This is a genomic window from Lysobacter sp. F6437 (assembly GCF_052547215.1).
The window spans coordinates 508,297-531,154 of the sequence record NZ_JBQWRB010000001.1 but is presented as its reverse complement, the minus strand read 5'-3'; the positions used below and the strand labels follow the sequence as shown (position 1 = coordinate 531,154).

The following is a 22,858-nucleotide window of genomic DNA, read 5'->3' as shown; positions in this document are numbered from 1 at the left end:
GACCGCCATGCGTTTGATCCGTTTTCTCGTCGCCATTGCCTGTCTTGCGGTCGGCGCTGTCGTGGGCGCACTCAACCGCCAACTGGTTTCGATCGACCTGGGCGTGACGCATATCCCGACCAACCTCGGCGTCGCATTGATCGTCGCGCTGTTGCTGGGGGTGCTGATCGGCGGACTGGCCATTAGCGCCAGCCTGGTGTTGCCGCTGCGTCGCCGCCTCGCGCGCGCGGAACGCCAGCAACGCATCGAACCGATTACAACCCCACCTTCCGGGACCTGAGTCGTGGCCTTCATCAACGAGTGGTTCTGGTTTTTCCTGCTGCTGCCGATCGCGGCTGTCAGCGGATGGGTGATCGGCCGCCGCGGCGGCGAACGCCATAGCGACACCCAGGTCAGCCGGTTGTCGACGACCTACTTCCGCGGCCTCAACTATCTTCTGAACGAACAGCCCGACAAGGCGATCGAGCTGTTCCTGCACATCGCGGAACTGGACAAGGACACCTTCGAGACCCAGGTCGCGCTCGGCCACCTGTTCCGTCGGCGTGGCGAGGTCGATCGCGCGATCCGGCTGCACCAGGCGTTGGTGCAGCGTCCCGGACTGAGCGATCCGCAGAAGGTCCAGGCACTGCTGGCACTGGGCGAGGACTACATGCGCTCGGGGTTGCTGGACCGCGCCGAGACGGTCTTCAGCGACCTGGTCGACCTCGACATGCGCGCGCCGCTGGCGCTGCGCCACCTGATCAACATCTACCAGTCCGAGCGCGACTGGACCAAGGCGATCGAGAACGCGCGGCGCTACGAGGCCGCAACCAGCGAGCCGATGGGCAAGCTGATCGCGCAGTTCGAATGCGAACTGGCCGATCGCCATAGGGCCGCCGGCGATCCCGACGCGGCCCGCGCCGCGGTCGCCCGCGCCTACGAGGCCGATGCCAACTCGGTCCGCGCCGGCATGCTTGAAGGCCGGCTGGAGATCGAGGCAGGCCGTGATGCCGGTGCCATCCGCGCGTTCGAGCGGGTGGCGCGACATGATCCCGATTACCTGCCGGAGGTCCTGCCGGCGCTGTTGTCGAGCTACGAGCGCGTCGGCGACACCACTGGCGCGCGCGCGTTCCTGGCCGAAATGTGCGAGCACTACCGCGGCATCGCGCCGGTGCTGGCGTTGACCCGCATGGTCGAATCCACGGACGGCGTCGCATCGGCCCGGGCGTATCTCGCCCAGCAGCTCAAGGACCGGCCATCGGTACGTGGCGAGGCGGCGTTGATCGACCTGACCCTGGCCGAGGGCGCCGACCCGTCGGCGACCCTGCACGACCTCAAGCACATCACCGACCAGTTGCTGGTGCGCAACCCGAGCTACCGCTGCAACCGCTGCGGCTTTGGTGCGCGCAGCCACCATTGGCAATGCCCCAGCTGCAAGGAGTGGGGCACCATCAAGCCGCTGTTGAACTACGCGGTGGTCTGAGCGGGATGCTGGCGTGGTTGATCCTGCATTCCGGCATCGCGGCGACCGGGACCTGGCTGGCGCGCCGCTACGCGTTGCAGCGCGACCTGCTCGACCACCCCGGTGAGCGTCGCAGCCATGCGGTCGCCACGCCCCGCGGTGGTGGCATAGCGATCGTGTTGGCGCTGCTGGTTGCCGCGGTGGCACTGGCGTTGCGTGACCCGTCGCAAGGCCTGCTACTGGGCGCGTTCGCCATCGGCATCGCACTGGTGGCCGGGGTCGGAATGGTCGATGACCATCGACCGTTGCCGCCGTGGATTCGCCTGCTGGTGCATGCCGTGGCCGGAGCGCTCTTCGCGCTTGCCATCCAGTACGTGTTCGACCAGCCATGGCTGTCGTTGTTGGCCTTCGCGGCGACGGTGGCGCTGACCAATATCTGGAATTTCATGGACGGCATCGACGGCATCGCGGCCAGCCAGGCATTGCTGCTCGGTATCGCGCTCGCTTCGATGGCCACCGGAAGTTGGATGCTCGTTGGACTGGCCCTCGCGGCTGCATGTGCGGGCTTCCTGCCGTTCAATTTCCCACGCGCACGGATATTCATGGGCGACGTGGGCAGTGGCGCAATCGGATTCGCCATCGCCGGGATCGGCGTGGTGGCCGCTGGGGCGCAAGGACTCGACGCAGCGTGGTTGCTGCTGCCGCTGTCCGCGTTCCTGGTCGACGCAGGGTTTACACTTGCGCGCCGCATCTTGCGCGGCGAGCGCTGGTGGCAACCCCACGTCCAGCACGCCTACCAGGCATGGGCGCGACGCCGCGGTCACGCCGTCGTCACGCTCGCTTATGTCGCATGGACAGTGTTGGGCCTTGTTGCGATGACCGTGTTTCGCGGATCTTCCACGGTTTTCATGCTGGCGTTTTGCATGGCGTGGTATCTGTTCGCGACCGTGGCGTGGTGGGCCTTGCAGCACTGGGAGCAGCGGCCCGCAGAGCCGGGCGAAGAAGAATGAAAAAGGATAGCGAATGAGGACGTGGCGGGACCGTTGGTCGAGTGGATTGCCGCGCATGGCGGTCGTGCTGCACGACCTCGCAATGGTCTGGGTGGTCTGGCAGGGATTGCATCGGCTCCGTTTCGGCGTGATGCAGAACCCTCCGAGCATGGCGTGGTGGTCCACGGAGATCGTCCTGGTACTTGCTGCCCAAGGGCTCGTGTTCTGGCAGGTCGGCCTGTATCGCGGGTTGTGGCGGTTTGCGAGCGTTCCCGACCTGTGGAACATCTTCAAGGCCTGTGCGCTCGGCCTGTTCGCGATCGTGCTTGGCCTGTTCCTCTACAACCGTCTCGACATGGTGTCGCGCACCGTGCTGGTGCTTTACCCGATGGTGTTGATGGGCCTGCTCGGGGCGCCGCGCCTGCTGTATCGCGCATGGAAGGACAGCAGCGTGGAGCAGGGCGACCAGGCGTCGGTGCGCATCCTGATCCTCGGTGCGGGGCATTCCGGTGAAGCGCTGGTCCGCGACCTGCGTCGATTCGGCAGCTACCAGCCAGTGGGTTTCCTCGACGACGCGCCACGCCTGCGTGGGAGCAAGGTGCAGGGCGTGCCCGTGCTTGGCAAGGTCGATGACGTGATCGAGATCGCGCGCGAAACGGCGGCGCGGTTGCTGGTGATCGCGATGCCGTCGGCCGATGCCGATGCCATGCAGCGTGTCGTTGTCGCCTGTGAGCGCTCCGGGCTGCCGTTCCGGATGGTGCCGCGCCTGCGCGACGTGCTCGAAGGCCGGTCGCTGCCCGGCGAACTGAAGGAAGTCGCGATCGAGGACCTGCTCGGTCGCCAGCAGGTCCTGCCGGACTGGAAGGCCATTCGCGGGTGGCTGGGCGCGCGCTCGGTGCTGGTGACCGGTGCCGGCGGGTCGATCGGTTCGGAACTGTGTCGCCAGTGCGCGCGCCACGGCGCCCGGCGGATCACCCTGGTCGAACGCGACGAACTCGCGCTGATCACTGCCGAAGCCAACCTGCGCCGTGACTTCCCCGACCTGGAGTACCTGCCGGTGCTCGGTGATTGCGGCGACCCGGCGGTCATTTCCTATGCACTCGACGCCGCTGCACCCGAAGCGGTATTCCACGCGGCAGCCTACAAGCACGTTCCGTTGCTTGAAACGCAGTTGCGCGAAGCGGTGCGCAACAACGTGCTGGCGACCGAGGCCCTGGCCCGGGCCTGCCGCGAAGCCGGCGTCGGCACCTTCGTATTGATTTCCACCGACAAGGCGGTCGACCCCGGCAACGTGCTGGGCGCGACCAAGCGGTTGGCGGAAATGGCCTGCCAGTCGCTTGCCGACCAGCGCGGTACGCGGTTCGTGACCGTCCGCTTCGGCAACGTGCTCGACTCGGCCGGTAGCGTCGTACCGCTGTTCCGCGACCAGATCCGCAGCGGCGGGCCGGTCACGGTGACCGACCCTGAAGTCACCCGCTATTTCATGACGATCCCGGAAGCCTGCCAGCTGATCCTGCAGGCTTCGGCGATCGGGACGCACGAGGCCATCTACACCCTCGACATGGGCCAGCCCGTGCCCATCCGGCTCCTGGCCGAACAGATGATCCGGCTCGCCGGCAAGCAGCCCGGTCGTGATGTCGCGATCACCTACACCGGCCTGCGCCCCGGCGAGAAGTTGCACGAGACCCTGTTCCATGCGGACGAGCGATACCGCGCAACCGCCCACCCGAAGATCCTGCAGGCGGAGCCGCGCGCGATCGCCGCGCGCGAGATCGAGGTCGGTGTGCAGCAGTTGCGCGAAGCCTCGGACCGCTACGATCGAACCACCATGGGAACGGTGCTGCGCGCGCTGGTCCCGGACTTCAAACCCGTCGGCACCCACACCCCGCAGTTGCCCGAAGCCACCACGGTGGTCGCGTTCCCGTCACGATCCTCAGTCCGGAATCCTTGATGTCTCCACGTATCCGCAAGGCCGTGTTCCCCGTGGCCGGCCTTGGCACGCGCTTCCTTCCCGCCACCAAGACCGTCCCCAAGGAAATGCTGCCGATCATCGACCGGCCGCTCATCCAGTACGCGGTGGACGAAGCGATCGAAGCCGGTTGCGACACCCTGGTCTTCGTCACCAACCGCTACAAGCACGCGGTGGCCGACTATTTCGACAAGGCCTACGAGCTGGAACAGAAGCTCGAGCGGGCCGGCAAGCAGGAGCAGCTCGAGCTGGTCCGCAATGTCCTGCCAAAAGGGGTGCGCGCGGTGTTCGTGACCCAGGCGGAAGCACTCGGGCTCGGCCACGCGGTGTTGTGCGCGAAGCCGGTCATCGGCGACGAACCGTTCGCGGTGATCCTGCCGGACGACCTGATCTGGAACCATGGCGATGGCGCGTTGAAGCAGATGGCCGACGCGGCCGAAGCGACCGGCGCGAGCATGATCGCGGTGCAGGATGTCCCCCGTGAGGCGACCGGCAGCTACGGAATCGTCGCGACGGAGTCCTTCGACAAGCGCCAGGGCCGGATCAGTGCCATCGTCGAAAAACCCCGGTCGGAGGATGCGCCGAGCACGCTCGCGGTGGTGGGGCGCTACGTCCTCAATCCGCGCATCTTCCATTGGCTGGAGACCACGGCGCCAGGCGCCGGCGGCGAGATCCAGTTGACCGACGCGATCGCGGCGCTGCTGAAGGAAGAGGCCGTGAACGCGTTCCGCTTCCAGGGCACGCGCTTCGATTGCGGCACCCATCTCGGCCTGATCGAGGCGACCATCCGCTACGCACTCGACCACGAGAAACTCAGCGATGCCGCGCAGCGCCTGATGCAGGATGCGCTGAAGGAACTGGGCGTCACCGAACTGGAGTAGCTCGATGGCGCCGTCCTACTACCGCGCGACGCTGCCGGAAAGGCGATCGTTCGCGCCGCTGGACGGTCCCGGCGAGGCGCGTGTCTGCGTCATCGGCGGCGGCTTTGCCGGCCTCAACACCGCCCTTGGACTCGCGGAACGCGGGGTTCGCGACGTGATCCTGCTGGAAGCCGGGCGGATCGGACATGGCGCCTCGGGTCGCAACGGAGGATTCGTGTTCGGTGGGTTCTCGCGTGGCGAGGATGCGTTGCTGCGCGAGTTGGGCCCCGGGCGGGCGAGGGCGTTGCACCGGGGCACGCTGGATGCAGTGGAGCTGATCCGCAACCGTATCCGCAAGTATGCGATCGATTGCGATCCGGTCGAAGCGGGCGTGATCTGGGCCAACTGGTTCCGTGACCCCGGGGTGCTCCGCGCGCGTCAGCGGCTGCTTGCTGACCACTTCGGGGTCGACTGGGAATGGTTGCCTCGCGCGGAGTTGCGGCAACTCATCCACACCGATCGTTACGGCGATGCGCTGCTCGAACGCCAGGGTTTCCACTTCCATCCCCTCAAGTACGTCGAGGGCCTGGGCAGGGCCGCAATGGCTGCCGGGGTCGCGGTGCACGAGGAGAGCCCGGCCACCGGGCTCGATCGCGTGGGCGCCAGGTGGCGGGTCCGAACGGCTGACGGCATGATCGACGCGGACCAGGTGGTCCTGGCCTGCGGCGGCTACCTTGCGGGCCTGCGCTCGAAGGTCGACGCCGGAGTCATGCCGATCGCGACCTATGTCATGGTCACCGAGCCGCTGGGCGCGCGCATGGACGAGGTGATGAGTACGCGGTCGGCGGTCTACGACACCCGCTTCGCGTTCGACTATTACCGCCCGTTGCCGGACAGCCGGCTGCTGTGGGGAGGACGGATCTCGGTGCTCGACCGCTCGCCCGACGCCGTCAAGCGGTTGCTGTATCGCGACATGCTCAAGGTCTTTCCGCAGCTTGAAGGCGTTGGTATCGACCATGCCTGGTCCGGGTTGATGAGCTACGCGCGTCACCAGATGCCGCAGATCGGCCGTATCGATGACGGCCTGTGGCTGGCGCAGGCGTTCGGCGGCCATGGCGTAGCGCCGACCACGTTCGCCGGCGAGGTGGTTGCCTCCGCGATCGCGGAAGGCGACACCCGCTGGCGCGAGTTCAGCGACTACGGCCTGGTGTCGGCGCTGAAGCCAGCCGGCTTCGTCGGAGCGCAGCTGAGCTACTGGTGGGCGGAGGCGAAGGACGCGTGGAAAGCGGCGACCGAACGCAACTGACCCCGATGGCCGGCGAAGTGTAGGAGCGGCTTCAGCCGCGATCGGGAGTAGCACGAGCGACCAACCATCCGATCGCGGCTGAAGCCGCTCCTACATCCACCCGAGGTCCAGTAGCAGGGCCGGGCACATGAAGTGCCCGGCCCACGGTGCGCCTCTAGAGCGCCTCGAACACGCCCGCCGCGCCCATGCCGGTGCCGATGCACATCGTCACCATGCCGTACTTCTGCTGCTGCCGGCGCAGGCCGTGCACGATCGTCGCGGTACGCACGGCGCCGGTCGCACCGAGCGGGTGACCGAGCGCGATCGCGCCGCCGAGCGGGTTGATCTTCGACGGGTCCAGCCCGCAATCGCGGATCACCGCCAGCGACTGCGCAGCGAACGCCTCGTTGAGCTCGATCCAGTCGAGCTGGTCCTGGGTGATGCCGGCCTGCTTGAGCGCCAGCGGGATCGCCGCGATCGGCCCGATGCCCATCACCTCCGGACGCACGCCGGCGACCGAGAAGCTGACCAGTCGCGCCAGCGGGGTCAGCCCGTAGTCCTTGATCGCCTGCTCCGACGCAAGCAGCACCGCACCGGCGCCATCACTCATCTGCGAACTGTTGCCGGCGGTCACGCTGCCGCCGAACTGGCCGTTGCGGAACACCGGCTTGAGCTTCGCCAGGCCCTCGATGGTCGAGCCCGGACGCGGGCCTTCGTCGGTATCGACCAGCCGCTTGCGCAGTTGGATCGTATTGCCGGCGAGGTCGGGCACGTGCGACATGACCTCCAGCGGGCTGATCTCGTCCTTGAACGCGCCGGCCTCGATCGCCTTCAGCGCCTTCAGGTGCGACTCCAGCGCGAACTGGTCCTGGTCCTCGCGCGAGATCTTCCACTCCTCGGCGACCTTCTCGGCGGTGATGCCCATGCCGTAGGCGATCGCGACGTGGTCGTCCTTGAACACGCTGGGCGACAGCGCGACCTTGTTGCCCATCATCGGCACCATCGACATCGACTCGGTGCCGCCGGCCAGCATCAGGTCGGCCTGGCCGAGGCGGATCTGGTCGGCCGCCAGGGCGACCGACTGCAGGCCCGACGAGCAGAAGCGGTTGATCGTCTGCGCCGGGATCGTATGCGGCAGGCCCGCCAGCAGCACGCCGATACGCGCCACATTCATGCCTTGCTCGGCCTCGGGCATGGCGCAGCCGATGATGGCGTCGCCGATGCGGTTGACGTCGATGCCCGGCGCCTGCGCCAGCACGGCCTTGAGCACGTGGGCGAGCATGTCGTCGGGGCGGGTGTTGCCGAACACGCCGCGCGCCTTGCCGACCGGGGTGCGGGTGGCGGCGACGATGTAGGCGTCTTGAACTTGCTTGGTCATGGAGTCACTCCAGATTCGATGGGGTTTTCCGACACATGGATGTGTCGGCGCGGCGTCGCGAAGCGGCGTCGCGGCCATTGGTGAAAACCACGCTTTTCGCCAAGGGCGAAGAAGTCGCGGCAGGATGCCCGATCTTCTTCACCACTAATTCCGCAGCGGCTTGCCGGTCTTGAGCATGTGCGCGATGCGCTCCTGGGTCTTGGGCATCTGCGCCAGCTCGACGAAGTGCTGCCGCTCCAGCTTCAGCAGCCACTCCTCGTCGACCACCGAGTGCCGGTCGACCTCACCACCGCACAGCACGGTGGCGATGCGGGTGGCGATCTCGTAGTCGTGCTGCGAGATGAAATAGCCCTCCAGCATGTTGACCAGCAGCATCTTGAAGGTGGCGATGCCGACGTCGCCGGCAACCCGGATACCGCGCGCGGGCAGCGGCGGACGGTAGCCGCACTCGGCCAGCGCACGGGCCTGGGCCTTGGCGACGTGCAGGAGTTCGAATCCGTTGAACACCACCACGTCGTCCTTGCGCGCCAGCTGCAGGTTCTTCGCCTCAACCGCCGAGGTGGAGACCTTGGCCATCGCCACGGTCTCGAACACGGTCTTGAGTTCGGCGAACACGTCACCGTTGGCACCGGCCGCGTCCGAGGCGCGCACCGCCAGCTCCTTCAGGCCACCGCCGGCCGGCAGCAGGCCGACGCCGGCCTCGACCAGGCCGATGTAGCTCTCCAGCCCCAGCACCGTCCGCGCCGAGTGCATCTGGAACTCGCAACCGCCGCCCAGCGCCAGCCCGCGCACCGCCGCGACCACCGGCACCAGCGAATACTTGATCGCCATGCTGGTGCGCTGGAAATTCTCGACCATCGCCTCGAAGCCCTTGACGTCACCGGCCTGCAACAGGCCCAGTGCGCCGGCCAGGTCGGCACCGGCAGAGAACGGCTCCTTCGGCTGCCAGATCACCAGCCCGCGGAAGTCGCGCTCGGCGATCCGCACCGCTTCCTGCAGGCCGTCGAGTACATGGTCGTTGACCGTATGCATCTTGGTCTTGAGGCTCACGACCGCGATTTCGTCGCCTTCGTCGGCCCACATGCGCACGCCGTCGTTCTCGAACACCGTGCGGCCCTGCGAGGCCTTCTCACCCAGCAGCGCGTCCGGGAAGCGCTGGCGCGCGTACACCGGGTTGGACGAGCGCGGCACCATTGCGTCGCGCGCCGGGCTGTAGCTGCCGGCGTTGGAGTGCACGGCCTCGCGGCCGTCGAACACCCAGTCCGGCAATTCGGCGTTGCTCATCGCCTCGCCGGCGACGATGTCCTCGGCGATCCAGTCGGCGACCTGCTTCCAGCCCGCGGCCTGCCAGGTCTCGAACGGACCGACCGACCAGCCGTAACCCCAGCGCATCGCAAAGTCGACCTCGCGGGCGGTCTCGGCGATGTCCTTGAGGTGGTAGGCGCTGTAGTGGAAGGTGTCTCGGAAGCAGGACCACAGGAACTTCGCCTGCGGGTGGTCGGACGCGCGCAGCGCGGCGAACTTCTTCGCCGGGTCGCGCTCCTTAAGCAAAGCGGCAACCTCGGAGTCGAGCTCCGGGTTCGACGGCCGGTAATCCTGCGCCTTCAGGTCGAGGACGAGGATGTCCTTGCCTTTCTTGGTGTAGACCCCGGCGCCGTTCTTGGCACCGAGCGCGCCTTTCTCGACCAGCCCCGCGAGCCATTTCGGCGCCTTGAAATACTTGTGCCACGGGTCGTCGGGCAGGGTGTCGGCCATGGTCTTGATGACGTGGACCATGGTGTCCAGCCCGACCACGTCGGCGGTGCGATAGGTCGCCGACTTCGGCCGGCCGATCGCCGGCCCGGTCAGCGCATCGACGGTGTCGAAGCCGAGCTTGAACTGCTCGGTGTGGTGCATCGCCGCCAGCATCGAAAACACGCCGATGCGGTTGCCGATGAAGTTCGGGGTGTCGCGCGCGATCACCACGCCCTTGCCGAGGGTGGTGGTCAGGAAGGTTTCCAGGTTCGCCAGCACCGCCGGGTCCGTGGCCTTGGCCGGGATCAGCTCGGCCAGGTGCATGTAGCGTGGCGGGTTGAAGAAGTGCACGCCGCAGAAGCGCGGGCGCAGCGCCTCGGGCAGCACGTCGGCGAGCTTGTTGATGCCCAGCCCGGAGGTGTTGCTGGCCAGTACCGCGTGGTCGGCGATGTGCGGGGCGACCTTCCTGTAGAGGTCCTGCTTCCATTCCATCTTCTCGGCAATCGCCTCGATCACCAGGTCGCAGCCGTCCAGCAGGTCGAGGCCGGTCTCGTAGTTGGCGGCGACGATGCGCCTGGCCAGGGTCTTGTCGGCGAGCGGGGCAGGGTTGAGCTTGGCCAAACCCGCGATCGCCTTGTTGACCACGCCGTTCGGGTCGCCGTCCTTGGCCGGCAGGTCGAACAACACCGTGTCGACGCCGGCGTTGGTCAGGTGGGCGGCGATCTGCGCGCCCATCACGCCGGCGCCGAGGACGGCCGCACGGCGTACAAGTAGTTTCTCGGACATTTTCAGTAACTCCTTGATAAATTTGTTTTTTGTCGAAGGATGTGGGCGACTCAGCTCTTGAAGCCCGCCGCCGCAAACCGGATCAACTCGCGCGCCGCGCGCTCCCGGTGGGCCTTCTCGGCCGTGCCGGTCGGCCGCTTGATCAGGCCGAAATCGGCCATCGCGTAGGTCAGCGCGCCGGCCAGGAAGTCCAGCCGCCAGTACAGCTCTTCCTTGCTCAGCGCAGGCACGCAAGCGGCGATCGCCTTGGCGAATTCGCGCAGTACGTGGCCGTAATGATCGGACAGGAACTTGCGCAGGCTGTCGTTCTTTTCCGCATAGGCGCGTGCGACGACCCTGACGAATGCCGCGCCGCCGTGGCGGTCCTGGGCGATGGCCAGCGCAGGCTCCACGAATGCGGCAAGGATCGGCTCGAGTTCGCCCGGATGCTGCTCCAGCGCGGCCTTCAGCGCCGACAGCCGGTGCGCGCTCATGTCGTCCATGCGGCGCCGGAAGACCTCGTTGACGAGGTTCTCCTTGCTGCCGAAGTGGTAGTTGACCGCGGCGATGTTGACGTCGGCGCGGCTGGTGACCTGCCGCAGCGAGGTGCCGCTGAAGCCGAACTGGGCGAACAGGTCCTCGGCGGCGCCGAGGATGCGGTCCTTGGTGGAGAAGTGGGTGGTAGCGGCCATGGTCGTCCGGAAGGTTGGGTGCCCCGCGCCAGCGGGTTAATCAAACGCTTGTTTGATGCTACGGCCGTGCAAGGGGACCCGTCAACGCGGGCGTCGGCATGAACCGCAAAAACAATGCGCCGTGGCACTGCAAAACCGCATGACGATCCGGTAGTATTACCGCAGCCATATCGGCTAAACCCGCGTCCCGACGCGGGTTTTTCTGTTATCCTCGGGCGCGAACCCAGGCAATTAAGGGTCGCGGCCCGCCTACCCGGAGATATCCCATGGCGCTGGAGCGCACCCTGTCCATCATCAAGCCCGACGCCGTCGCCAAGAACGTCATCGGCGAGATCTACACCCGTTTCGAGAAGGCCGGCCTGAAGGTCGTCGCCTCGAAGATGAAGCACCTGTCCAAGGCCGAGGCCGAGGGTTTCTACGCCGTCCACCGCGAGCGTCCGTTCTTCAACGCGCTGGTCGAGTTCATGATCTCCGGCCCGGTGATGATCCAGGCGCTCGAAGGCGAGGGCGCGGTGCTCAAGAACCGTGACCTGATGGGCGCCACCAACCCGAAGGAAGCCGCCGCCGGCACCATCCGCGCCGACTTCGCCGACAGCATCGACGCCAACGCCGTGCACGGCTCGGACAGCCTCGAGAACGCCGCGAACGAGATCGCGTACTTCTTCCCGGCGACCGACGTCTACGCGCGCTGATCGATTGAACCAGAAGCCATGACCCGCACCCGCGACACCATCGACATCGCCCTTGCCGACGCTTCAACCGAAGCCGGCGCCGCGAAGCCGTGGGCGGCGTCCGTGCGGGACACGGCCGGCAATGCCGCGGCGGGGTCGAAGACGAATATCTTCGACCTCGACCGCGTCTCGCTGGAGGACTTCTTCGAGAACGTCCTCGGCGAGAAGCGCTACCGCGCGCACCAGGTGATGAAGTGGATCCACCACCGCTACGTCACCGACTTCGACGACATGACCGACCTCGGCAAGGCGCTGCGCGCCAAGCTGCACGAGTACGCCGAAGTCCGCGCGCCGATGGTCCTGCTTGAGAAGCCCTCCACCGACGGCACCATCAAGTGGCTGATCGGCATGGACCCGAGGAACGCCATCGAGGCGGTCTACATCCCCGACAAGGGCCGCGGCACGCTGTGCGTGTCCAGCCAGGTCGGCTGCGCGCTCAACTGCACGTTCTGCTCGACCGCCACCCAGGGCTTCAACCGCAACCTGACCACCGCCGAGGTGATCGGCCAGGTCTGGATCGCCGCCCGCCAGCTCGGCAACCTGCCGCACCAGCAGCGCAAGCTGACCAACGTGGTGATGATGGGCATGGGCGAGCCGCTGATGAATTTCGACAACGTCGTGCGGGCCATGAGCATCATGCGCGACGACCTCGGCTACGGGCTGGCCAACAAGCGCGTGACGCTGTCGACCTCCGGCCTGGTGCCGCAGATCGACCAGCTCGGGCAGGCCAGCGACGTCTCGCTGGCGGTGTCGCTGCACGCGCCCAACGACGCGCTGCGCACCGAGCTGATCCCGCTCAACAGGAAGTACCCGATCGCCGAGCTGATGGCGGCCTGCCAGCGCTACGTCAAGCGCAAGCCGCGCTCTTCGATCACGTTCGAATACACCCTGATGAAGGGGGTCAACGACCAGCCGCAGCATGCCCGCGAACTGGCCCGCCTGATGCGCCAGTTCGATAACGCGGTGCAGATGAAGGACGCGGCCAAGGTCAACCTGATCCCGTTCAACCCGTTCCCGGGCACCCGCTTCGAACGTTCCGCCGAGACCGACATCCGCGCGTTCCAGAAGTTGTTGCAGGAGGCGCGGGTGCTGACCACCGTGCGGCGGACCCGCGGCGACGACATCGACGCGGCCTGCGGCCAGCTCAAGGGCCAGGTCGCGGACCGCACGCGCCGGCAGGCGGAATTCCGCAAGACACTCGAAGCGCAAGGGGGCAGGGATGCTGCCGCCTGAGTGCGGAATCGTTGTCCGGGGACGAGCCGGGGGGCTGCTGCTGGGATTGGCCGTGATGGCCATCGCGACGGGCTGCAATCGGCTGAGTTTCATCAAGCCCGATTACACGCGCAGCGACTTCCGCCGAACCGCGCCGGAACTGGACGTCGTCACCGACGACCGCAGCAAGGGCGCCGCGAACGCGCGCACCGCGGTCCAGCAGGGCCAGTTGGCCTATACCCGCGGTGACCTGGCGGGAGCACGGAAAGCGGCAGTGGAAGCCTTGGAGCGATCTCCGGAATTTGCCGCTGCGCATACGTTGCGCGCACTGGTTGCCGATGCCGAGGGCGAGGTCGAGGTAGCCGGGGACCACTATCGACGCGCTGTCGAACTGGCCCCGCAGGATGGCGGGGCGCTCAACAACTACGGGACCTGGCTGTGCGCCAACGGCCGTGAACAGGAGTCCCTGCAGTGGTTCGATCGCGCCCTGGCGGATCGCGGCTACCGCACCCCGGCGGCGGCGATGGCCAATGCCGGGGCCTGTGCCGTCAGGGCCGGGCAGGGCGGGTTGGCGGTAAAGTACCTGGACGCAGCGCTCGGGCTGGAGCCCCGGAACCCGGTCGCGCTGGCGGCCATGGCCGAGCATGAATTCCGTGCCGGTCGTGCATTCCATGCACGGGCGTTTTCGCAACGCCGGCTGGCGGCTGCCCCCGCAGATGCCCGTTCGCTGTTGCTTGCGTCACAAATCGAGGAAAAACTCGGCGACAAGGACGCTGCAGCCAGATACGTTCAAAGACTGAGGGCGGAGTTCCCTGATACATCGGGCTCCGGAGCAGGGGAAAACGGGAAACGATGATGCACCCGAACACAATCGCGCCCGAAGGCGTCGATAGCTTTGGCATTCGCCTCATGCAGGCGAGGCAACGCGCGGGGCTCTCCCAGGAAGAAGTCTCGGCGCGGCTGAAAATGCCGGTGCGCGTCATCCGCGCACTCGAATCCGATGACTGGGCCCGGATTGGCGCGCCGGTATTCGTGCGGGGCCAGTTGCGAAGTTATTCCCGCCTGCTGGGCATCGACCTGGACCTCGACCTGATCCGCACCGAGGTCGGGCCGGTCACTCCATCCGAACTGGTCAGCCACAGCCATACGCCGCGCTACCGCCGGATGTTCGAGCAGGTGACCCGTCGCGCGGTCTATATCGGGATCACGGCGATGATCGCGGTGCCGGTCTGGCTTGCGACCCAACCGCACCTGTCGAACGACCTGAGCGTGCAGTCTTTCGATCTGCAACGACCGGTGCCGGTTGAAGCCGACGGCACCACGCCATCCCCGGTGCGCAAGCCGGCGCAACGCAAACCGTTGATCGCGTCGATGGGCAGCATGCACGGTACGGCAGTGGATACGCCCGCCCTGTCGATCGAGTTCAACGACGAAAGCTGGGTGCAGGTCTTCGCGCCCGATGGAAGCAAGCTCGAACAGGGCCTGCTGGCCGAAGGCGAACGCCGCAGCTACGAGCAGGGCGAGGTAGGCCGGCTCGTGCTTGGCAACTCGTCCGCCGTCGAAGTCCGCCAGGACGGGGAGCCGGTCGACCTGGAGCCGTTCAGCCGCGCGAACGTGGCGCGCTTTACGCTATCCTCTGACGGCTCCCTCGCGCCGGTCGCCGACTGACCCGCGTCGCGGGTCCGCTGTTGCACGGCCGTATACCGGCCGTGCCGGCATTTCCACCGGCCCGCTCGCGGGCCAGTCCTCACCAATTGCCTCCGGCCCGCGGCCGGGGCGGGATGGCAGCTAGCGCATGGCAATCGACGATCCACTTGACGAACACGAACAAAGCGAACGCGTCCTTCTATGGCTTCGCGAGAACGGGGCCGGCCTGATTGGCGGCATCGTGCTCGGCCTTGCGGCGATCGGCGGCTGGAAATGGTGGCAGCAGCAGCAGTCCCAGCAGCAGCTCGCCAAGGCCGACCAGTACCAGGCCGCGCTCACTGCAATCGAGGCCGGTGACGGGCAGGGTGCCGCCAAGGTCGATGTGCTGGGCGAAGGCGTCTACGCCAACCTCGCTGCACTCGAGCTGGCCGCATCGCAGGTCGCCGTCCAGGACGACGCGGCCGCCATCGAGACCCTGCGCTCGATCAAGCCCGGCAACGCCGCCATCGCCGATATCGTCAACCAGCGGCTGGCCCGCCTGCTGATCGCCACCGACCAGGCCGAAGCCGCACTGGCGCTGGTCGACACGGTCGACACCCCGACCGCGCTGCAGGTCCGCGGTGACGCACATTACGCCCTGGGCCAGCCTGACAAGGCCCGCGAGGCCTACCAGCAGGCGCTGACCAGGCTCGACGTGGCTTCGCCCCAGCGCCGCGTGCTCGAACTCAAGCTCACGGAAGTCGGCGGGACCCCCACCAGCACCGAGGCACAGTCTTGATGAAGTCCGCACCGACACCCCGCGTTCCCGGCGCCACCCTGATCCGCACCGGAGCGATCGCGCTCTGCATCGCCTCGCTTGCCGGCTGCAGCACCATCAAGGGCTGGTTCGGCGGCAAGGACGACAAGAACACCGAGCCGGCCAAGCTGACCGACATCATCTCGACGGCAACGGTCAGCGAGATCTGGTCGGCCGACGCGGGCAAGGGTGAAGGCCTGCTGGGTGCGCGCCAGGGCCCGGTCGTCGCCGATGGCAGGGTCTACGCGGCCGCGGTCGAAGGCGGGGTCCACGCGTTTGACCTGCAGACCGGCCAGACGGTCTGGTCCCATGAAAGCGAGTTGCAGTTGAGCGGTGGCCCCGGCGCCGGCGATGGCCTGGTCGCGATCGGCAGCCTCGACGGTGACGTCATCGCGCTCGATGCCGCGACCGGTGCCGAGAAATGGCGCGCCAAGGTGGGCAACGAAATCATCGCGGCCCCAGCCATCGGCATGGGCATGGTGTTCGTGCGCTCCAACGACGGCCGGGTGACCGCGTTCGACGCCGCCAGCGGCGAGCGTCGCTGGTTCTGGAACCACGAGGTGCCGACCTTGTCGGTGCGTGGCAACGATGCCCCCGTGCTCGGCCCCGGCTTCCTGTTCGTCGGCAACGACGACGGCACCGTCAGCGCGCTGTCCGCCCAGGATGGCCGTCCGCTGTGGGACCAGGCGATCGCGCAGCAGGAAGGACGCACCGAGCTCGACCGCATGGCCGATGTGGACGGCTCCCCCGTTCTCGAGGACACCACCCTCTACGCCACCAGTTTCAAGGGCCAGACCATGGCCATCAACGCCCCGACCGGCCAGCCGATGTGGCTGAGCGAAAACGGCGGTCCCGGACAGGTGGCGGTCGCCCCCAGCGTGGTGGTGGTCACCGAGCCGGGCGATACCGTGTTCGGCCTGGACAAGGCCGGCGGCAGTGCGCTGTGGCAGCAGCCGGCACTGGCCCGCCGCAACCTCACCGCACCCGCCATCCATGGCAGCTACGCGGTCGTGGGCGACTACGACGGTTACCTGCACTGGCTCGACCTGGGCACCGGCGAGTTCGCCGCCCGCGCGCGTGCCGGCGGGGACGCACTGCGCGCCACCCCGGTGGTGGCGGACGGAATCCTGGTCGTGCAGGACATCGACGGCGAACTGAGCGCGTTCCGCCTCGGGCAATGAGTCCGATCCCCCCAAATTCCGGCTGAACCCCATGCTTCCGCTAGTCGCGCTCGTTGGTCGACCCAACGTAGGTAAATCAACGCTGTTCAACGCGCTCACGCGCAGCCGCGACGCCCTGGTCCACGACCAGCCCGGGGTCACCCGGGACCGCCACTACGGCGTATGCCGGCCGGAGGGCCAGCGTGCGTTCGCGGTGGTCGATACCGGCGGCATCGCCGGCGAGAGCGAGCATCTTGTCGAAGGCCTGCTCGGCGCGACCGCCCGCCAGGCACGTGCCGCGGCGGCCGAGGCCGACCTCGTGCTGTTCATCGTCGACGGCCGCGAAGGCGCGTCGGCGCTGGACGACGAGATCCTGGCCTGGCTGCGCAAGACCGCGCGGCCGACCCTGCTGGTGATCAACAAGACCGACGGCATCGACACCCAGGCCGCGCTCAACGACTTCGCCCGCTACGGCTTCAGCGAGGCCGTTGCGGTCTCATCGGCGCATCGCCAGGGCATCGACGAGCTGATCGACGAGGTCATCGGGCGGTTGCCGGACGAGGGCGCTTCGACCGAACTCGACGACGACCCCACGCGCATCCGCATCGCGTTCATCGGGCGCCCCAATGTCGGCAAGTCGACCCTGGTCAACCGGTTGCTGGGCGAGGAGCGGATGATCGCGTCCGACGTTCCCGGCACTACCCGCGACTCGGTCGCGATCGACATGGAGCGCGATGGTCGCCTGTACCGGTTGATCGACACCGCCGGCCTGCGTCGCAAGTCGCGGGTCGACGAGGCGGTCGAGAAGTTCTCGATCATCAAGACCCTGCACGCGATCGAACAATGCCAGGTCGCGGTGATCATGCTCGACGCCGGCGAAGGCGTGACCGACCAGGACGCCAGCGTCCTCGGCTACGCGCTGGACGCCGGTCGCGCGCTGGTGGTCGCGGTCAACAAGTGGGATGGGCAGAGCGATTACCAGCGACAGCAGGCCGAGGCATTGCTGTCGCGCAAGCTGGCGTTCGTCAATTGGGCCGAGGCGATACGGATCAGCGCGAAACACGGCTCCGGGCTGGGCGAACTGTTCAAGGCGATCCACCGCGCCCACGCCTCGGCGACGCACGAGTTCAGCACCAGCGAAGTCACCAAGGCGATGGAAATCGCCTACGAGACCAATCCGCCGCCGGTCGTGCGCGGTCACGTCGCGAAGTTGCGCTACGCCCATCCGGCAGCCAGCAACCCGCCGACCTTCGTGGTCCACGGCAACCGCCTGCGCACGCTCAGCGACACCTACAAACGCTATCTGGAGAACTTCTTCCGCAAGCGTTTCAAGCTGGTCGGCACCCCGATCCGCTTCGTCTTCAAGGAGGGGGCAAACCCCTACGAAGGCAAGAAGAACGTGCTCAGCGAGAAGCAGATCGCCAAGAAGCGCCGCCTGATCCGGCACGTCAAGCGCGGCAAGTAAACGCGGGTGCCGGCAACGGCGGATAATGGCCGCATGGCCATCGAAATCCTCGCCCCCGTCGACGCCCGTGAACGCCAACTCGCCGGCGCCATCCTGGTCGATGTCCGCGAATCGCACGAACGCGCCTTGGGCATGGCGGACGGCGCGATCGGGGTCGCGCGCGGCGAGCTCGAAACCGAGCCGACGACAACCTTGCCCGACCGCGATGCGGACGTCCTGCTGATCTGCGAGCTGGGCGGACGTTCGCTGAAAGCCGCCCAGGCGCTCCTCGACGCCGGTTACCGCCGGGTTGCCTCGGTCGACGGCGGGACCACGCGCTGGCGCGAACAACGGCTGCCACTCGCGCAGCCGACCGGCGACGTCGACCTCGACTTCCACGACCGCTACTCCCGCCACCTGCGACTCCCCGAAGTCGGCGAGGTCGGCCAGCGCAAGCTGCAGCGGGCGAGGGTGGCGATCGTCGGCGCCGGGGGGCTGGGCTCGCCGGCGGCGTATTACCTGGCGGCCGGCGGTGTCGGAACGTTGGTGCTCGCCGATGACGACCTGGTCGAGCGCAGCAACCTGCAACGACAGATCCTGCATACCGAGGCGCGGATCGGCGTGCCCAAGGTCGAGTCGGCCGCGACCGCGCTTTCGGCACTCAATCCGAAAATCGAGGTCCGGAACTTTCCGGAACGCATCGGCAGCGACAACGTCGAACGCCTGATTGCCGACGCCGACGTGGTGCTGGACGGTGCCGACAATTTCGCCGCGCGCTACCTGCTCAACGACGCCTGCGTGAAGCTCGGCAAGCCGCTGGTCTACGGCGCCGTGCTGCGTTTCACCGGCCAGGCCAGCGTCTTCGATGCGGGGCGCCATCGCGGTGCGGCCCCGTGCTACCGCTGCCTGTTCCCCGAACCACCGTCTGCGGAAGATGCGCCCAACTGCAGCGATGCCGGCGTGCTCGGCGTACTGCCCGGAGTGATCGGCATGTTGCAGGCGACCGAGGTGATCAAGCTGATCCTCGGCATCGGCGAGCCGCTGGCCGGCCGCCTGCTGCACTTCGACGCACTGGCGATGCGGTTCCGCGAAACCCGCGTGCAACCCGATCCCGCCTGCGTCGTCTGCGCGCCGGGCAAGCCATTTCCCGGTTACATCGACTACCAGCAGTTCTGCGCGGGCTGAGGCGCGCCAAAGGCGCGCCTGCACACCCCGGTCACGCCAGTCGCGGACGATGCGACAGGTACGCAGGACACGGGGAGGCAGGATGGCGGCTCATTGGCTGCGGCGGCTTCTGGAGATTTCGGCTCTGGTATCGATGCTGGTCCTGGCGTCGCCGATGGCGACGGCTGCCGCCTGCACCGGCGCCGATCCGTCCAGCACGACCACGCTCGGCGATCGCATTTCCGCGGTCGCCTGCCGCGAGAATTCGCTCTGGTATCGGCCCTTCATCAACCTGCAGGGCCAACTCGCGAGCACGACCGTCTCGGAAGCGGAAACCGGTCTTCTCCAGGACGGCGCCACGCCCGCCTGGAAGCGGGTCGCCGAGTACTGGCGCGGCAGCGGGCTGCTGTGGGGGATGAACTCGTTTCCCGGTGCCGCCGCATGCGCCCGTGCTTCCAATGCCGACTTCGGCTCGCCCGACTGCCGTGCCTTCCTGATCGACCGGCCCTGGTCGGCCGCGTTCGTGTCGTTCGTACTGGTGCGGGCGGGTGTGCCGGGCTTCAACCCGTCGGCGCGGCACATCGACTATGTCCGCGATGCCTACCTGCGCCCGGACAGCAGCCCCTTCCTGTTCGCCGACCCGGATGCCTCCGTGCCCACCTCCGGCGACCTGCTGTGCTACGCCCGCGGCGCGACGACGTTCGGTTTCGCGGGATTGCAGGCATGGATCGCGGCCAATCCCGACGCGGCACTCGCGATGCACTGCGAAATCGTGACCCGGGGTGACGATGCCCGGACGGCGGCCTATCTCATTGGCGGCAACGTACTGCAGAGCGTCACCCTGCGGATGCTCGCGTTGAACCGCAGCGGGCGGTTCTGGAGCCTGCCGCGCGGCAGCGACATCGGCTGCAACCCGGACAACCAGGCCGCCTGCAGCTTCAACCGGCACGACTGGGTTGTGCTGCTCAAGCTGAAACCGTCACTGCAGGCGGCGCCGGTCACGCCGATACCTGCGCAACCGGTCCATCAGGGCAAGTGTTGCATCCAGTGCGTCGTCGGCGCTGGCATACCCCGGTGTCCGGCCAGGCATTGAGCTTGCGATAATGGCGGCCAGATCGTCTCCAAGGCCACCGTTCCATGACCCATACCCCCGACACCCCGCAGCACGCTGCCCGCATCCTCGATGGCAAGCGCATCGCGGAGGATCTCCTTGACACCCTCAAGGCCCGGGTCGACGCGCGGCTGGCCCGGGGCAAGGCGCGTCCGGGGCTGGCGGTGGTGCTGGTGGGGCGGGACCCGGCCTCGGCGGTGTACGTGCGCAACAAGCGTCGCGCGGCCGAGAAGGTCGGCATCCGCGCCATCGATTTCGACCTGCCGGCCGAGACCACCGACGATGAGTTGCTGAGCCTGATCGATCGCCTCAACGCCGACCCGGACGTACACGGCATCCTGGTCCAGTTGCCGCTCCCCGACCGCCGCGACGCCTCCAGGCTGATCCACCGGATCTCGCCCGGCAAGGATGTCGACGGCTTCCACCCCGAGAACGTCGGCCACCTTGCGTTGCGCCAGTTCGGCCTGCGCCCGTGCACCCCACGCGGCATCACCACATTGCTGGCCTACACCGACCGGCCCGTGCGCGGCGCCAGTGCGACGATCGTCGGGGTTTCCAACCATGTCGGCCGGCCGATGGCACTGGAGTTGCTGATCGCCGGCTGCACCACCACCAGCTGCCACAAGTTCACCCCGCCCGAGGTGCTGGAGGCGGCCGTGCGCGGCGCGGACATCCTGGTGGTCGCGGTGGGTCGCCCGCGGCTGATTCCCGGCGAGTGGGTCAAGCCGGGCGCGGTGGTGATCGATGTCGGCATCAACCGGCTCGACGATGGCCGGCTGGTCGGTGACGTCGGTTTCGAGGCGGCCACCGAGCGGGCCAGCTGGATCACCCCGGTACCGGGCGGGGTCGGGCCGATGACCGTCGCGACCCTGATGGAGAACACGCTGGAAGCGGCCGAGGCGGCGGACCCGGCCTGAGCCCGCGCCGTCGGGGCGCTGTTCCGGTTTTCCGGCAACCGGCATCCGCTTGCGACCATCGAACGCGGTACAATGACGCGCTTCATCCTCCCCGGGCCGCCCCATGTTGCGCATCCAGGCTGAAGCGCTGACCTACGACGACGTATCGCTCGTTCCCGCGCATTCCACCGTCCTTCCCAAGGACGTCTCGCTCACCACCCGCGTCACCCGCGACCTGTCGATCCGCCTGCCACTGCTGTCGGCGGCGATGGACACCGTCAGCGAAGGACGACTGGCCATCGCTATGGCGCAGCTCGGTGGCATCAGCATCATCCACAAGAACATGAGCCTGGCGCAGCAGGCCGCGCACGTGGCGCAGGTCAAGACGTTCGAGGCCGGGGTGATCAAGTCGCCGTTCACGGTCAGCCCCGAGACCAGCATCGCCGACGTGCTTAAGCTGACCCGCGCGCGCAACATCTCCGGCGTGCCGGTGGTCGACGGCGGCCAGTTGGTCGGCATCGTCACCAGCCGCGACATGCGCTTCGAGACCAGGCACGACGATCCGGTCCGCCACATCATGACCCGCAAGGACCGGCTGGTCACGGTGAAGGAGGGCGCCAGCGACGAGGAAGTGCTCGGGCTGCTGCACAAGCACCGGATCGAGAAGGTGCTGGTGGTCAACGACGACTTCGAGCTGCGCGGCCTGATCACCGTCAAGGACATCCAGAAGAAGTCCGACAACCCCAACGCCGCCTACGACAGCAGCGAGCGGCTGCTGGTCGGCGCCGCGGTCGGCGTCGGTGGCGACACCGAGGCTCGCATCGAGGCGTTGGCCGCGGCCGGGGTCGACGTGGTCGTGGTCGACACCGCGCATGGCCACTCGCAGGGCGTGCTGGAGCGCGTGCGCTGGGTCAAGAAGAACTTCCAGCAGTTGCAGGTCATCGGCGGCAATATCGTCACCGGCGATGCCGCGCTGGCGTTGATGGACCACGGTGCGGATGCGGTCAAGGTCGGTGTCGGCCCGGGTTCGATCTGTACCACCCGCATCGTCGCCGGCGTCGGCGTGCCGCAGATCACCGCGATCGACATGGTCGCCGAGGCACTGCAGGATCGCATCCCGCTGATCGCCGATGGCGGCATCCGCTATTCCGGCGACATCGGCAAGGCGCTGGTCGCCGGCGCCTCGACGGTGATGGTCGGCGGCCTGTTCGCCGGCACCGAGGAGGCACCCGGCGAGGTCGAACTGTTCCAGGGCCGCAGCTACAAGAGCTATCGCGGCATGGGCAGCATCGGCGCGATGGAGCTGGGCTCCAAGGACCGCTACTTCCAGGATTCGTCCGACGCCGACAAGCTGGTGCCGGAAGGCATCGAAGGCCGCGTCCCGTATCGCGGCCCGCTCGGCGGCGTGGTCCACCAGTTGATGGGCGGCCTTCGCGCAACGATGGGTTATGTCGGCTGCACCACCATCGAGGACATGCGCCAGAAGCCACAGTTCGTCAAGGTGACCAGCGCCGGTTCGCGCGAGAGCCACGTCCATGACGTGCAGATCACCAAGGAACCGCCGAATTACCGGGCGGGCTGAGC

Annotated in this window: 20 protein-coding genes; 17 read left to right on the top strand and 3 right to left on the bottom strand. The window is 67.5% G+C overall.

Annotation, left to right across the window (positions count from 1 at the left end; genetic code table 11):
- The first annotated feature begins 7 nt into the window (after positions 1-7).
- The 6 genes from ACT9F5_RS02330 to ACT9F5_RS02305 are packed head-to-tail and all read left to right on the top strand — an operon-like array spanning position 8 to position 6,565.
- Complete coding sequence (locus ACT9F5_RS02330) at positions 8-280, top strand: lipopolysaccharide assembly protein LapA domain-containing protein (RefSeq protein ID WP_445118324.1); 273 nt, start codon at positions 8-10, stop codon at positions 278-280.
- Positions 281-283: 3 nt separating this feature from the next.
- On the top strand, positions 284-1,462 hold the full coding sequence (gene lapB / locus ACT9F5_RS02325) for a lipopolysaccharide assembly protein LapB (protein ID WP_445118323.1): 1,179 nt from the start codon (positions 284-286) through the stop codon (positions 1,460-1,462).
- Positions 1,463-1,470: 8 nt separating this feature from the next.
- On the top strand, positions 1,471-2,451 hold the full coding sequence (locus ACT9F5_RS02320; RefSeq protein ID WP_445119476.1) for an MraY family glycosyltransferase: 981 nt from the start codon (positions 1,471-1,473) through the stop codon (positions 2,449-2,451).
- A gap of 13 nt (positions 2,452-2,464) precedes the next feature.
- Positions 2,465-4,381, top strand: coding sequence for a polysaccharide biosynthesis protein (locus tag ACT9F5_RS02315; RefSeq protein WP_445118322.1), 1,917 nt, complete (start codon positions 2,465-2,467; stop codon positions 4,379-4,381).
- On the top strand, positions 4,381-5,280 hold the full coding sequence (galU, locus tag ACT9F5_RS02310; protein ID WP_445118321.1) for a UTP--glucose-1-phosphate uridylyltransferase GalU: 900 nt from the start codon (positions 4,381-4,383) through the stop codon (positions 5,278-5,280). Before ACT9F5_RS02315 ends, galU begins: the two co-directional genes overlap by 1 nt.
- Positions 5,281-5,284: 4 nt before the next feature.
- Complete coding sequence (locus tag ACT9F5_RS02305) at positions 5,285-6,565, top strand: FAD-dependent oxidoreductase (protein WP_445118320.1); 1,281 nt, start codon at positions 5,285-5,287, stop codon at positions 6,563-6,565.
- 154 nt (positions 6,566-6,719) lie between these two features.
- Here ACT9F5_RS02305 and ACT9F5_RS02300 read toward each other — a convergent pair whose 3' ends face one another.
- From ACT9F5_RS02300 to ACT9F5_RS02290, 3 genes are all read right to left on the bottom strand, one after another.
- Positions 6,720-7,922 (bottom strand): acetyl-CoA C-acyltransferase, encoded by a 1,203-nt coding sequence (locus tag ACT9F5_RS02300; RefSeq protein ID WP_445118319.1) that lies wholly within the window; start codon positions 7,920-7,922, stop codon positions 6,720-6,722.
- Between the two features lie 144 nt (positions 7,923-8,066).
- Complete coding sequence (locus tag ACT9F5_RS02295) at positions 8,067-10,442, bottom strand: 3-hydroxyacyl-CoA dehydrogenase NAD-binding domain-containing protein (RefSeq protein ID WP_445118318.1); 2,376 nt, start codon at positions 10,440-10,442, stop codon at positions 8,067-8,069.
- A gap of 50 nt (positions 10,443-10,492) precedes the next feature.
- The gene (locus ACT9F5_RS02290) at positions 10,493-11,113 is read right to left on the bottom strand and encodes a TetR family transcriptional regulator (protein ID WP_445099655.1); all 621 of its coding nucleotides are present in this window, start codon (positions 11,111-11,113) and stop codon (positions 10,493-10,495) included.
- 266 nt (positions 11,114-11,379) lie between these two features.
- Here ACT9F5_RS02290 and ndk point away from each other — a divergent pair, with 266 nt between their 5' ends.
- The 11 genes from ndk to guaB all read left to right on the top strand — a co-directional run bounded on the left by ndk (position 11,380) and on the right by guaB (position 22,856).
- Positions 11,380-11,805: a nucleoside-diphosphate kinase gene (ndk, locus tag ACT9F5_RS02285; protein WP_445118317.1), complete on the top strand. Its 426-nt coding sequence runs from the start codon at positions 11,380-11,382 to the stop codon at positions 11,803-11,805.
- 18 nt (positions 11,806-11,823) lie between these two features.
- Positions 11,824-13,077 (top strand): 23S rRNA (adenine(2503)-C(2))-methyltransferase RlmN, encoded by a 1,254-nt coding sequence (rlmN, locus tag ACT9F5_RS02280; RefSeq protein ID WP_445118316.1) that lies wholly within the window; start codon positions 11,824-11,826, stop codon positions 13,075-13,077.
- Between the two features lie 55 nt (positions 13,078-13,132).
- The gene (gene pilW, locus ACT9F5_RS02275) at positions 13,133-13,912 is read left to right on the top strand and encodes a type IV pilus biogenesis/stability protein PilW (RefSeq protein ID WP_445118315.1); all 780 of its coding nucleotides are present in this window, start codon (positions 13,133-13,135) and stop codon (positions 13,910-13,912) included.
- Complete coding sequence (locus ACT9F5_RS02270) at positions 13,909-14,724, top strand: RodZ domain-containing protein (RefSeq protein WP_445118314.1); 816 nt, start codon at positions 13,909-13,911, stop codon at positions 14,722-14,724. Before pilW ends, ACT9F5_RS02270 begins: the two co-directional genes overlap by 4 nt.
- Positions 14,725-14,851: 127 nt before the next feature.
- Positions 14,852-15,481: a tetratricopeptide repeat protein gene (locus tag ACT9F5_RS02265; RefSeq protein ID WP_445118313.1), complete on the top strand. Its 630-nt coding sequence runs from the start codon at positions 14,852-14,854 to the stop codon at positions 15,479-15,481.
- The gene (bamB, locus tag ACT9F5_RS02260; protein WP_445118312.1) at positions 15,481-16,680 is read left to right on the top strand and encodes an outer membrane protein assembly factor BamB; all 1,200 of its coding nucleotides are present in this window, start codon (positions 15,481-15,483) and stop codon (positions 16,678-16,680) included. The genes ACT9F5_RS02265 and bamB overlap by 1 nt, the downstream gene beginning before the upstream one ends.
- Before the next feature lie 31 nt (positions 16,681-16,711).
- Entirely contained in the window at positions 16,712-18,124 is a 1,413-nt protein-coding gene (der, locus tag ACT9F5_RS02255) for a ribosome biogenesis GTPase Der (protein ID WP_445118311.1), read from the top strand.
- 33 nt (positions 18,125-18,157) lie between these two features.
- Entirely contained in the window at positions 18,158-19,288 is a 1,131-nt protein-coding gene (gene moeB / locus ACT9F5_RS02250; protein ID WP_445118310.1) for a molybdopterin-synthase adenylyltransferase MoeB, read from the top strand.
- Between the two features lie 49 nt (positions 19,289-19,337).
- Positions 19,338-20,360, top strand: a complete 1,023-nt coding sequence (locus ACT9F5_RS02245) for a DUF2272 domain-containing protein (RefSeq protein ID WP_445118309.1) — start codon at positions 19,338-19,340, stop codon at positions 20,358-20,360.
- A gap of 44 nt (positions 20,361-20,404) precedes the next feature.
- Positions 20,405-21,295, top strand: coding sequence for a bifunctional methylenetetrahydrofolate dehydrogenase/methenyltetrahydrofolate cyclohydrolase FolD (gene folD / locus ACT9F5_RS02240; RefSeq protein WP_445118308.1), 891 nt, complete (start codon positions 20,405-20,407; stop codon positions 21,293-21,295).
- A gap of 103 nt (positions 21,296-21,398) precedes the next feature.
- On the top strand, positions 21,399-22,856 hold the full coding sequence (gene guaB / locus ACT9F5_RS02235) for an IMP dehydrogenase (RefSeq protein ID WP_445118307.1): 1,458 nt from the start codon (positions 21,399-21,401) through the stop codon (positions 22,854-22,856).
- The last annotated feature ends 2 nt before the right edge of the window (positions 22,857-22,858 follow it).

Bases quoted from the DNA above. Each gene is read 5' to 3' on its own strand.
- ACT9F5_RS02265 (WP_445118313.1), top strand. From the start codon at position 14,852: ATGGCAATCGACGATCCACTTGACGAACACGAACAAAGCGAACGCGTC.
- ACT9F5_RS02290 (WP_445099655.1), bottom strand. From the start codon at position 11,113: ATGGCCGCTACCACCCACTTCTCCACCAAGGACCGCATCCTCGGCGCC.
- bamB (WP_445118312.1), top strand. From the start codon at position 15,481: ATGAAGTCCGCACCGACACCCCGCGTTCCCGGCGCCACCCTGATCCGC.
- ACT9F5_RS02295 (WP_445118318.1), bottom strand. From the start codon at position 10,442: ATGTCCGAGAAACTACTTGTACGCCGTGCGGCCGTCCTCGGCGCCGGC.
- ACT9F5_RS02245 (WP_445118309.1), top strand. From the start codon at position 19,338: ATGCGACAGGTACGCAGGACACGGGGAGGCAGGATGGCGGCTCATTGG.
- ACT9F5_RS02270 (WP_445118314.1), top strand. From the start codon at position 13,909: ATGATGCACCCGAACACAATCGCGCCCGAAGGCGTCGATAGCTTTGGC.
- ACT9F5_RS02305 (WP_445118320.1), top strand. From the start codon at position 5,285: ATGGCGCCGTCCTACTACCGCGCGACGCTGCCGGAAAGGCGATCGTTC.
- pilW (WP_445118315.1), top strand. From the start codon at position 13,133: ATGGCCATCGCGACGGGCTGCAATCGGCTGAGTTTCATCAAGCCCGAT.
- der (WP_445118311.1), top strand. From the start codon at position 16,712: ATGCTTCCGCTAGTCGCGCTCGTTGGTCGACCCAACGTAGGTAAATCA.
- ndk (WP_445118317.1), top strand. From the start codon at position 11,380: ATGGCGCTGGAGCGCACCCTGTCCATCATCAAGCCCGACGCCGTCGCC.
- ACT9F5_RS02300 (WP_445118319.1), bottom strand. From the start codon at position 7,922: ATGACCAAGCAAGTTCAAGACGCCTACATCGTCGCCGCCACCCGCACC.
- ACT9F5_RS02330 (WP_445118324.1), top strand. From the start codon at position 8: ATGCGTTTGATCCGTTTTCTCGTCGCCATTGCCTGTCTTGCGGTCGGC.
- guaB (WP_445118307.1), top strand. From the start codon at position 21,399: ATGTTGCGCATCCAGGCTGAAGCGCTGACCTACGACGACGTATCGCTC.
- galU (WP_445118321.1), top strand. From the start codon at position 4,381: ATGTCTCCACGTATCCGCAAGGCCGTGTTCCCCGTGGCCGGCCTTGGC.
- rlmN (WP_445118316.1), top strand. From the start codon at position 11,824: ATGACCCGCACCCGCGACACCATCGACATCGCCCTTGCCGACGCTTCA.
- ACT9F5_RS02315 (WP_445118322.1), top strand. From the start codon at position 2,465: ATGAGGACGTGGCGGGACCGTTGGTCGAGTGGATTGCCGCGCATGGCG.
- moeB (WP_445118310.1), top strand. From the start codon at position 18,158: ATGGCCATCGAAATCCTCGCCCCCGTCGACGCCCGTGAACGCCAACTC.
- folD (WP_445118308.1), top strand. From the start codon at position 20,405: ATGACCCATACCCCCGACACCCCGCAGCACGCTGCCCGCATCCTCGAT.